Source organism: Xanthocytophaga agilis, from assembly GCF_030068605.1.
Classification (GTDB): Bacteria; Bacteroidota; Bacteroidia; order Cytophagales; family 172606-1; genus Xanthocytophaga; species Xanthocytophaga agilis.
Genome location: NZ_JASJOU010000016.1, coordinates 86,281 through 98,233, shown reverse-complemented (window position 1 = coordinate 98,233; position 11,953 = coordinate 86,281). Strand labels below are relative to the sequence as shown.

Genomic DNA, 11,953 nt, shown 5'->3' with positions numbered 1-11,953 from the left:
CTATTTCAGTTGTATAGAATATGAAAAATGGTGTATCAACCTTATTCAACACAAATAACCTGTAGCCCTTGATCCTGATAGGGCTTTACCTTTTTCAGATCTGCATCTGTGATCAATGTATGGATTATGTCTAATCCCGCAAACTGAAGATATTTATCCTGACCAAGCTTTGTTGCATCGCAGAGAAGATAAACCTGAGCAGAGTGAGCTACCATTGCCAGAGTAATAGAGGCTTCTTTTTCACTCAGTGCACTTAATCCGTTCTCTGGCGAAATGCCATCTACTCCTATAAAAGCGCGGTTTGCCCGGTAACGTTTAATATGTTCTTCAGCTATACTTCCGTGTATCGCTTGCCGTTCCACATCCAGTTCTCCTCCAATGAGATTGATAGAAACAGATGAACCTTGTAGCTCATACACAACAGGCAAAGAGTTGGTTATCACCTTGATCTTCTTGTGTCGAATATACGGACAAAGCCTGAAGACTGTACTGCCACAATCCATAAAAATTATATCGCCTTCCTGAATGAATTGAGCCGCCGCACGGCAGATCTTATCTTTCTGCTCTGCATTTGTGGTTGTTTTATTACTGAATGTAACAGGGTTTTGAACCAGACTTAAACGCATAGCTCCACCGTGTGTCCGATGCAGAAGTCCTTCAGATGCCATCTGAATTAAATCTCTTCGGATGGTTATCTCAGAAATATTCAAAAGCTGAGCGAATTCTTTTACTTCTACTTCTTCTTTTTCTTCCAATAACCTGAGAATAGTTTGTTTCCGATTTTGAAAACTCATAGGAATGTGATTATATTTGATCAAATATAATCATAAAAAATCAAAATCAATCATATACTTCTATGACACCAGCCATTCGAATCAATAATACCGAGATCTTATCCAACAACTGGTATACCTTAAAGAAGGTAAATTTTGAAATTCAGCAGAAAGATGGCACCTGGCAGACACAATCCCGTGAAGCATATGATAGAGGGAATGGAGCTACCATACTGCTGTATAATAAAGAGCAACGGACAGTGATTCTGACAAAACAGTTTCGTATGCCAACCTATATCAACGGTAATCCTACAGGTATGTTGATCGAAGCTTGTGCAGGACTGCTGGACAAAGATAATGCAGAAGATTGTATTCGTCGGGAAACAGAAGAAGAGACTGGATTTAAGGTAAAAGAGGTAAAAAAAGTTTTTGAAGCCTATATGTCACCTGGGTCTGTTACTGAAATCCTGCATTTTTTTGTGGCTGAATACAACAAAGATCAGAAAATAGGAGAAGGAGGAGGATTGCATGAAGAACAGGAGAATATAGAAGTGATGGAGATAGATTTTGAGAAAGCATTAACTATGATGGAATCCGGAGAGATTAGAGATGGAAAAACAATTATCTTATTACAGTATGTGAAATTACAAAGGTTATTGTAACGGTTTTGAAGTGATTATGCAGCAGGCAGTGAAATAAAGAAACGACTACCCCGATTGGGTTCACTTTCAACCCATATACTACCGTTGTTTTTTTCTACAAACTCCTTGCAAAGTAGTAATCCTAATCCAGTACCAGCTTCATTGGCTGTACCATGAGTAGAAAAATGCGTTTTCATATCAAATAAACGACTTTTCTGTTCTTGGGTCATGCCTTTACCTGTATCCTGAACAGAAATAACCAGATGCGATTGTTGCATTTCTGCCTGAAGAGTCACTCTCCCGCCCTGAGGTGTAAATTTTATCGCATTGGAAATCAGATTGCGTAGTATCAACGCTACCATATTACGATCCGCAAAAACAGTGGCTCCAGGAGTAATAAGATTTGTGATTGTAATATTTTTTTCCTGGGCTGCACTCTGAAATGAGTTGATCTGTTCACAGGCAACTTCCCATACAAGAATAGGTTCTGATTGCGTTATAATTCCCTCCATCTGGCTTCTGGCCCATTGCAGAATATTGGCCAAGAGATCAGAGGTTGTGTGCACTTTTTTACGTAGCTCAGGGAGAATGATAGCTAACTCTTCGCTGGAAAGACTGCCTTCTTCCAATAAAAGGAGTGTCGCTTCCATCGAGTTAAGTGGACTACGGATATCATGTGACACAATCGAAAATAGTTTATCCTTGGTAGCATTTAATGTCAGAAGTTGCTCTTTTTGATTGGCTATCTCGTTTGTCTTTTCTGTTAATAGGGTATTATTGCGTTGCTGGTGTCTGAAATTTAAATAAAATAATCCTGCAATAATGGTAATGAGAATGCTACCAATAATAGAGGCATTTCGTTCAAATGTTTTCTGCTCCAGTTCCTGATTCTGCAATAGCTTTTCCTTATTCAGTAATGCAATGGCCCTTTGCTGATTTTCGAGGTCATACTTGGTCTGGGTATTATTCAGAATACGGGTTTTCTCTGTGTTGTAGATCTGTTCCTTTGCATTCTCCCCGATGCGTTGATACGTCAGTGCTTTCTCAAAATTTCTCGTTCTTTCATAGAGAGTAGAAAGCAGAAAGGCACAGCCTCTGATCAGATTATTGTCTTTTATTTCCTGTGCAATGTCCATTGCTGTCAATGCATGCCGCATACTTTGTGGAAGATCTCCCTGATCACGAAATGTAAGAGCCAGTGCTTTGTGTACAGAGGCCTGATTAAGTCGTTGATTGTATTGATGACTATGGGCTAATGCCTGAGAGAAAATCTGTATAGCTTGTGTATATTGCTTTTTTGCATAATACGTATAGCCCATATTCTCAAGCAGGAAAGTATGTGTCCACTGATTATTGCTACCATCACTATCTTGAATAGCTCGTTTCAGGAGAGTTAACGCAGTATCCGGGCGATGATAGTATTGATTGTAAATAACGCCTATATTACCCAGTTGCTGAGCAATTTCTGATTTAAAGTTGGACTCAACTGCCAGAGCATAGGCCTTTTGGTAGTATTTTAATGCCTGATTTATCTGTTGTTGTTGTTCGTAAATTTTGGCAATGCCACTATAACTGACTGATAAGCCTCTTTTGTCATTGACTGTTTCAAACAAAGGAATGCTTTTCAGATACGAATCCAGCGCTTTGATCTCATTGCCTTGCCAGGAATGAATATAACCCAGTGCATGATAGGCACGGGCAATTCCTTTTGTATATTTCTTTTGCTGAGCTAACCGTAGTGCATCCGTAGCCAGCATATAGGCTGTATCTGTTTTGGCATAATTTATCTGATAAGCCAGTTCAATTCTATAAATAATTGCCAGTGTATCTGTTAATGCAGGATTTCGTAACAAATGTTTGAGACTATCAATAGCAGCCGATTGACCATAGCACTGGGACAGCCATGACGAACACCAAAATATAACATGGATGACCCATCTCCGCTTCATGTATTTCGTCTGGTATGCATGGAAAAATTTTTAGTTTCTGGATTGCCTATAGTACTACCAGCTAGAGACTGATAGCTTAAAATTCTTTACTAGTTATATATCTTTTCATATCGTTTACGACAAGAAAACCTGCCGACAATAGCTTTATATACTCTACAAAGTACACCTATTCCAATTGCTAGAAAAGTGTAAAACTCGCGCAAAACTTAGTTGATTAGTTAAACCAAAAAAAGCGGAGTTCCTTTTCGTCTATACGAACATTTTTGTTTACAAGTTGCTTCAGTAGGTATACTATATGTTGTATTTAAATGCAAAATGCCTCATATAGAGGCACTTTGTGAAAAATAATTGTGAAATTTAAAGATAACCAATAGAAATATAATGCTTTAAGAATAGTATCAGAAGTCTTATTAAAGAGTGATTTCCTTACATGCCCTATAGAGGTCTTTATAGTCTTCCCGTGTCTTCAAAACAGTTTCCAGATACTCATTCCATACTACTTTATCCTGTACGGGATCTTTAACTACTGCACCTACCAGACCCGCTGCCAGATCTTCTGCATTGAGTGTGCCATCTCCAAAATGTGCAGCCAGGGCAAGTCCGCTGTTTACAACAGAAATCGCTTCAGCAGTACTCATAGTGCCTGTTGGGGTTTTTATTTTTGTTTTGCCATCTTGTGTAACTCCTGCCCGAAGCTCACGGAAAACAGTTACTACCCGTTTGATTTCTTTCAGGGATGGTGCCTCTGCCGGCAATTCAAGCGTTTTGGAAAGGCTGGATACACGTCTTTGTACAATGTCGATTTCCTCATCCATATTACCTGGCACAGGCAGGATTACTGTATTGAAACGTCGTTTTAAGGCTCCGGATAGTTCATTGACACCTTTGTCACGATTGTTTGCTGTAGCAATGACATTGAATCCTTTGATAGCCTGAACCTCTGTATTTAACTCAGGGACCGGCATTGTTTTCTCTGACAGAATCGTAATCAATGTGTCCTGTACATCGGCTGTGATACGGGTTAATTCTTCAATCCTGGCAATCTTTCCTTCTTTCATCGCCATCATCATAGGTGTTACCACCAATGCATTCTCAGATGGACCTTCTGCGAGCAATTTAGCATAGTTCCATCCATAACGAATGGCTTCTTCACCAGTGCCTGCTGTTCCCTGAATCAGTAATGTAGAGTTTCCGGATATAGCAGCAGATAAGTGTTCTGATACCCATGATTTGGCTGTTCCGGGTAAGCCATATAGCAATAAAGCACGATCTGTAGTAAGTGTAGCAACCGCAATTTCCATCAGACGGCGGGAACCAATATACTTAGGCGAAATCTCGAAGCCGTTTTTTAATTTGCCACCCACCAGGTATGTTACCACAGAAGCAGGCGATAAATACCAGTTAGGAGGAAGTGTGCCTTTATCTTGTTTTTTTAATTCGGCGAGTTCTTCAGCAAATTGCTGCTCGGCATGCTGGCGAAGTACTGACATAAATAGTAAATTGAGTTAGATGATACAGATTATAAATCAGAGATAAACACAGACGGTTTGAAAATTTACTGGGATAATGGATTAAGCAACGAATCTGGTGTGGCAGTATTGACAGGATACTGGGTTGAGTCGACCTGATGCAGGGCTTCCGTATATTTCTGACAATCCAGTTCCGTATTTAATACTCTGGGCTTGGTAAACGGTTTTTTCTGAAGTCCTACAGATGGATCTGAAAATGCCTTTTCCATAAAGGTTGCAAAAATTGGCAAGGCTGTCTTGGAACCTGCTCCGCTACCATCTCTGAAGTGAATATTCATATCATCTCCTCCAAACCATACGGCTGCTGCCAGATCTTGCGTAATGCCTACTGTCCATCCGTCTGCATAGTTTTGGGTGGTACCGGTTTTTGCTCCTACTTCATTACCATGAGAAAATTTGTATTGGCGAATAGCCTGAGCCGAACCACCCTGCTCTTCTACACCGCCCCGCAACATATATGTCATCAGATACGCTGTCTCTTCGCCAATCACTTCCTGTTCCTGAGGGTGGAACTCTTCCAATACATTGCCATTGCGATCTTCTATACGTACCAGATATTGCGGTTTGTGCCATACTCCGGCAGCTGGGAAGGTTGCATAGGCACTCAGCAACTCATACATACTCACTGATTCTGTGCCCAGACAAAGTGCAGGATAGGGTTTCAGTGGACTTTTTATACCTAAACGTTTGGCATATTCAACAATCATAGAAGCTCCGACTTTCTGGGTAAGGCGTGCGGGTATGGTATTCAGCGAACGGGCTAACGCATTTCGTAGGGTTACCAGTGAATCACTGAACGTACGGCTATAGTTGTCGGCTGTCCAACCATCAATGGTGATGGTACGGTCCCATTCACGATCACAGGGTTTGTATCCGGCATTGTCAATAGCAGCTGCATAAAGAATAGGCTTGAAGGTAGAACCAGGCTGGCGTTTTCCCTGTCTTACATGGTCATACTGAAAGTGGCGAAAGTCTATTCCGCCTACCCACGCTCTGACTTGTCCTGTGCTAGGTTCGATAGCCAGTAAGCCAGTTTGCAGGAATTTCTTATGGTAGGCAATGGAATCAAGGGAACTCATTACTGTATCTTTGTCTCCTTCCCATGAGAATACACTCATCCGAACAGGCGTACGTAATTCTGCCCATACAGAATCTTCATTGCCATTGTAATAGTCCAGTAACTGCTGGAAGCGTGGCATACGGGAGGCTATATTCTCTACATAGTTTTTGATCTCTGCTCCTCCGGGGGTAGTCCATGGATTACGTTTTTTCCAGTAGGCAAAAAACTTTGCCTGTTGTTTTTTCATTTGCTCTGTTACCGCTTCTTCAGCATACCGTTGCAGACGGGAATCAATCGTTGTATAGATGCGTAATCCATCTGTATAGAGATCTTTGTCGTGCTTACGGGCAATCTGACGCAGTTCTTTTTCCAGTTCAGCCCGGAAATAGGTAGCAAGTCCACGGGTTGAGTTTTCCGGACGGAATTTCAGATTCAATGGCTCTGCTGCGAACTTGGCTAGCTGAGCTTCTGTGATAAAGCCATGTTCGGCTATTTTAGAGAGCACAAAGTTACGTTTACGTAATGCTCGTTCCGGATGGCGAACCGGACTAAAGAAAGACGGGTTATTAACCATCCCTACCAGCATGGCAGCCTGAGGAATGGTAAGTTTTGATGAGGTTGTCTGGAAGAAGGTTCGGGAAGCGGATTCGATTCCGAATGCCCGGCTACCAAAGTCAACCGTATTGAGGTACATGGTTAGAATCTCCTCTTTGGTATAGCTACGTTCCAGTTGTATGGCAGTAAGCCATTCTTTGGTTTTATCAATAACAATGTTGTTAATAGCACCCTGCATTTCTTCACGTCTCAATGGGAAAAGATTTCGGGCTACCTGTTGGGTTAAGGTACTGGAACCTCTGCGTTTGCCAATGGCCAGATAGGGGACAATGGCTGAAACACCAATAAAGTCGATGCCTGAATGTTGCTCAAAACGAACGTCTTCAGTGGCAACCAACGCATGGATAATATTAGGAGAAAGCTGGTTGTAGTCAACTGAGTTCCTGTTTTCCTCACGGTAATAGGAACCCAAGGTAGTTCCGTCTATAGCATATACAACAGAGGCAAGGCTGCTTTTGGGGTTTTCAATAGACTTAAAGCTGGGCAATTCGCCAAACAATCCAAATAGGTTACTACTGACAGCCCAGAGATAGAGAAGAAATAGTAGAAATCCGGCAAGGAAAAATATCCATAGTCTTACTACCCACTTATAATACTTTCCTTTTTCAATTTGAATCTGCATAGTTTGTAATCAGTGAAGCTTTTTGATATAAAAGTGAACGATGGTCCAAAGATTTTGGAATTAAATAGAAACGACTATTTAAACGACAATTTTAAATCGGCGATCCAAAATACTATCTTTTTTTTATTCAAGATCTAAATTTTGAGAAATCTTCCCCTGTAAGCAGTTTCTGCCAATTATTAAGTGTCAGAAAAGACAAGCTTATTTGATTGTACAATGAGGCTTAACATTGATTTAACGAATCCCTATCATACAGGTAAAAAGTTAAATATTTCATAAGTATCTGGTAACTTTTAAGTTATACTAAAAGTTTTACTTTGCAGCAAAAATCAGGCATTGAAAACACATTTCAGAACTATTGTAATCTCAGATATCCATCTGGGTACATCTGGCTCTAAAGCCAAACAGGTAACTAACTTCCTGAAGCAGCATACCTGTGATAAGCTTATTCTTAATGGCGACATTATAGATGGCTGGCAGCTAAAGAAATATGGCGCCTGGAAGCGTAAGCATACACGTTTCTTCAAGACCATTCTGAAAATGATGGAAGATTACAATACACAGGTTATTTACCTGAGAGGTAATCATGATGATTTTTTGGATCAGATACTGCCTGTAAAGGTAGGTGGATTTTCTATCCAGCGTGATTACATACTGAAATCACATGGACGACGATTCTATATCACTCATGGGGATATCTTTGATTCAGTAACTACACAACTTAAGTGGATTGCGCAACTGGGGGATATTGGATATACATTTTTGCTGTGGGTGAATAAGCTATATAATAACTATCGTACAAATCGTGGTTTACCTTACTATTCTTTATCGCAGGTAGTAAAGCAGAAAGTAAAATCAGCAGTAAGCTATATCTCCGATTTTGAAACGCAACTGGCTGAGCTGGCAAAGGTAAAACAGTGCGATGGTATCATCTGTGGTCATATTCACCAACCTGCCATCAAGCAGTATGGAGATATTGTCTATATGAACTCTGGTGACTGGGTTGAATCACTGAGTGCATTGACAGAAGATGAGTCAGGAGAGTGGAATCTGGTATACTACAGTGAAACCTCTAAGTCTGGTCTGAGCCACGACCTGGAAGATGCGGATCTGTCGGATCTGGAAGACGACGAAATTGCCGACCTGAAAGCCTTACAAGATCAGTTAGAACTGGTGAGAGTGCTTAAGCAGGTAGGTTAATATGAATATGGGGAAAGGTCCACAAGCTAATAAATATACTTACTTTGATTTTTTACCTGGATTTTTTATCAAAAGGCAAGAAATACTTACACAATACATAACTGTTTACAATGATCTTTCAGGGATAGCCTGAGACCTGAATTATTCTCATTTTTTTAGCCAGCCGATAGGGCTGGCTTTTTGCTTTTTAGTTGTACTTTATTTATGCTGTGTTCTATATTTTATATTTAGTAAAATAGATACATATAAATTTATATTATTTCTTGGACCAATATAGATTTCAGCCTGTTTTCTACCCCTAATAAAAGACAAGATATCGATATTGAGATAAAGCACTTGGGATGCCTGATATTTTATAGATATGTCCGAAAAATAGTTTTTTGGCTAATATAATTGCTGTTTCAAAAATATTTTCTCATTGATACAAAATAAAAGTCTAAAAAATAAAGAATTATAGCAGTGTAATTTTGTGTGGCAAAATGGTGATTGGTGAACATATATAGTTAGTAATTTTGAAAAAGTTTCAACCATTTTACTATCTGTATATATGAAACAGGCCAAGAAAACTATGCCATTTGACTTACCTTTGAAGCTTACATTCATTGTACTGTCAGGGACACTAACATTCGTTGCATTTCTACTATTTCAGGAATCGTATTTTGTAAGAGGAATTGTACTTATCATAGCTGCTTTACTTGGGGTAGGTCTTTATTGGTTGATTTATAGCCAGTTATTAAAACCCATAAAAGGACTTGGTTATGTCACTGATCAGATTGTAAAAGGCAATCATATATCTACTTTCCACTTTAAGAGCATTCATACAGATTTGATGGGGTTGTTAAAGTCTATCGATTTCTTACGGGAAGAACTATACGTCTCAGAGCAGATTATTACCAACATTGAGGCTGGCAACTTTGATACCAATACTTACACTGCAGATAAAAACAAGTATCGTTTGGTAGATGCTTTGCTTCGTATGCAAAACCAGATGAAAATGGTAGAAGAAGAAAGCCGTCGCAGACACTGGGCTACACAAGGCTTGGCTCATTTTTCAGAGATTCTCCGTAACCATACATTAAATAGACAGGAGTTGGCTGATACTGTTCTTTCATCACTTATCAAATATCTTAATGCCAATCAGGGAGGTTTATTTATCGTCAATGAGCAGGATACGAAGGATATTCATTTTGAACTAATCAGCAGCTATGCCTATGAACGCAAAAAATACCTGAAAAAGCGAATAGATATCGGAGAGGGGCTGGTAGGACAACTGTATCTGGAAAAAGATACCATCTTTCTGACAGATATTCCATCCGATTATATCAGTATCACTTCAGGTTTGGGTAAAGCTAATCCAACATGCATTTTGCTGGTTCCTTTAAAAAACAATGATCAGGTAGAAGGGGCAATCGAAATCGCATCCTTTCAGGCTTTTGAACCCTATCAGATTGAGTTTGTCGAAAAGCTGGCTGAGAGTATATCTTCTGCTATTGTTTCTGCCAAAGTAAGTGAACAAACAAAACGCTTACTGGAAGAAACCCGTCTTCAAACAGAGTTTCTAAAGGCCCAGGAAGAAGAGATGCGTCAGAATATGGAGGAGATGGCGGCCACTCAGGAAGAAATGCAACGAATGCAGAACGAGTTGTCACACAAGGAATCCAATCTGCAGGCCGTAATCAATTGCACAGATGATTCAATGACAGCTATGGATACCAATTACCGTATTACCCTGATGAATGATGTCATTCGCCAGAGATATGCGAACTCTCAATTCAGCGATTTCAAAGAAGGAGCCAATGCGTTAGACTATCTGGGTAATGTGAGAGATGAATGGAAGCAACGGTATGATCGTGCTTTAGCAGGAGAGAAGTTTGATTTTGTAGCCAAAAGCGTGGTTCAGGGTGAAGATTGTTATCGCCAGTATATTGTTGGGCCTATCTTCACTGCCGAGCAAAGAGTAAGAGGTATATACGTGTTTTCCAGAGACATAACCCATGTCAAAACCCTTGAAATTGCCTATGAAGAATTACTATCCAGGCTGGAGCTACAGGAAAGTGAGAACTAGGAGTTACGGAGATTGGGTAGCATACAATCGTACTTAGTGAAATATAAGGGGTTTGTATAGTTTTGGTTGATAATATTTATAATAGTGATATGTGGATTTCATGCTGATTTTCAGGTTTTCATTTGATTGTAGCAGTGTTTGGTTTTGGGGAGATAAAATGTATATCTATCCGATATAATACCTATTATTTTGAGTTATATTTTATGATTTATTTGTTGGTAAAATGCCAAATATTTTGTAAATTTATAACTAGATAATATAACACTGCTATTAATTGAGAACTATGAAAAACGAAACGAAAATGCTTGAATCTTTATCTCTTTTTCAGGATATAGACAAGCAGGAAGAACAGGAGCAGGATACTTGGAAAAAGTCAATTCCCGCACAAGTGTTTCTAAATCACTTCTTTGGCATGCATTATCATATTCAACATGCTGAAAATGCCTATGATTTGGATATAATGCCTCAATTTATAAACTACAAGCCAGCCTTACCAACAGCCACTATAGAAGAAGTTAAAAAGCTGTTGCTAAACTGCTGGAGTACAGAATATGCTTTGCGTTCAACGGCAGAGCTTGGGAATGAACAGTACCTGCGTAATGCGTTACACTGGACGTTTCCTCAGGCTTATTATAGTGTATTATTTGGGTTGCGTGCTTTCCTGTCAACCTTTGGGATTGTACAGAACAACAATGAACGTATAAAACGCGAAACCGGAATGCTGGTGGTAAAAGGATATTATCCGTTTCCGATAGCCTATTATGCCTCAGGAACCTATGATAGCTTTATTGTGCACAGATTGCCTTTAGCCGCCCGTAAGCCTGGTTTGCAGCTAGCTACCGAATCTATGGAAGCTCAGGCACAGGTTGGACAGTTTTTGCGTACTACACGAAAGCTATATGCCAGAGCCATTCGTCAGCAGATGCAGAGCAATCCGCAGACGGCTTTGCGTAATAAGAAAGGGGAGATTCTGGATAAGTTCACAGTTCAGCACTGGCAGAAGATAAACTGGCGATTGGGATATACTACCTATTTTGATTTGCTGGAAAGATTAAGAATATCAACCCGTCATCGGGAGATTGAACGCTTCGTAGAGGCTGAGATTGATTTTAGTCTGTTTCATCAATGTTTGCTTGAGATTGTCAGCTATCTGAATCTGATTCATGAAAGTTACATTGCTAAAGCAGTAGGTCTGGAAACCTATGAGATGATTGTGAATCAATTGCCTGACTATATCAGTAAAGGATTTGTGAAAGATCGTCTGACACAAAAGATAGAACCCTTATTAAAGAAGACAGAAAAATCGCAGATACAACATGCGGCTTAAATCAGAAGTAATGTCAACTACGCTACAAAGAGAGCAAAGACGACTTCAATCGTGAGAGGCAGTGTAGGTGCGTAGGCAATCTTTTCTCCGCCAGGTTGGCCTTTGGCCTTGCGGGCAGAAGGATCGGAGAAAAGTGTCCTTTTTGGCCTACTTTTTTGGACAAGCAAAAAAG

The 11,953-nt window shown here is 39.9% G+C and carries 8 protein-coding genes; 4 read left to right on the top strand and 4 right to left on the bottom strand.

Annotation, left to right across the window (positions count from 1 at the left end):
• Positions 1 to 41 precede the first annotated feature (41 nt).
• Positions 42 to 794 carry a DeoR/GlpR family DNA-binding transcription regulator gene (locus tag QNI22_RS32460; protein ID WP_314517487.1) on the bottom strand — a complete coding sequence of 251 codons (753 nt, stop codon included), beginning with the start codon at positions 792 to 794 and terminating at the stop codon, positions 42 to 44.
• A gap of 62 nt (positions 795 to 856) precedes the next feature.
• On the opposite strand from QNI22_RS32460, the gene nudK reads away from it, so the two are divergent.
• Positions 857 to 1,435 carry a GDP-mannose pyrophosphatase NudK gene (nudK, locus tag QNI22_RS32455; RefSeq protein ID WP_314517484.1) on the top strand — a complete coding sequence of 193 codons (579 nt, stop codon included), beginning with the start codon at positions 857 to 859 and terminating at the stop codon, positions 1,433 to 1,435.
• Between the two features lie 14 nt (positions 1,436 to 1,449).
• Here nudK and QNI22_RS32450 read toward each other — a convergent pair whose 3' ends face one another.
• From QNI22_RS32450 to QNI22_RS32440, 3 genes are all read right to left on the bottom strand, one after another.
• Positions 1,450 to 3,363 (bottom strand): tetratricopeptide repeat-containing sensor histidine kinase, encoded by a 1,914-nt coding sequence (locus QNI22_RS32450; RefSeq protein WP_314517482.1) that lies wholly within the window; start codon positions 3,361 to 3,363, stop codon positions 1,450 to 1,452.
• Between the two features lie 410 nt (positions 3,364 to 3,773).
• Positions 3,774 to 4,853, bottom strand: a complete 1,080-nt coding sequence (locus tag QNI22_RS32445; RefSeq protein ID WP_313983594.1) for an ATP-binding protein — start codon at positions 4,851 to 4,853, stop codon at positions 3,774 to 3,776.
• Between the two features lie 65 nt (positions 4,854 to 4,918).
• Positions 4,919 to 7,189: a transglycosylase domain-containing protein gene (locus tag QNI22_RS32440; RefSeq protein ID WP_314517479.1), complete on the bottom strand. Its 2,271-nt coding sequence runs from the start codon at positions 7,187 to 7,189 to the stop codon at positions 4,919 to 4,921.
• Between the two features lie 336 nt (positions 7,190 to 7,525).
• On the opposite strand from QNI22_RS32440, the gene QNI22_RS32435 reads away from it, so the two are divergent.
• The 3 genes from QNI22_RS32435 (at position 7,526) to QNI22_RS32425 (ending at position 11,781) form a co-directional block, all read left to right on the top strand.
• Entirely contained in the window at positions 7,526 to 8,389 is an 864-nt protein-coding gene (locus tag QNI22_RS32435; RefSeq protein ID WP_313983598.1) for a UDP-2,3-diacylglucosamine diphosphatase, read from the top strand.
• Between the two features lie 568 nt (positions 8,390 to 8,957).
• Entirely contained in the window at positions 8,958 to 10,454 is a 1,497-nt protein-coding gene (locus QNI22_RS32430; RefSeq protein WP_314517477.1) for a GAF domain-containing protein, read from the top strand.
• A gap of 283 nt (positions 10,455 to 10,737) precedes the next feature.
• Entirely contained in the window at positions 10,738 to 11,781 is a 1,044-nt protein-coding gene (locus QNI22_RS32425) for a hypothetical protein (protein WP_314517474.1), read from the top strand.
• Positions 11,782 to 11,953 lie beyond the last annotated feature (172 nt).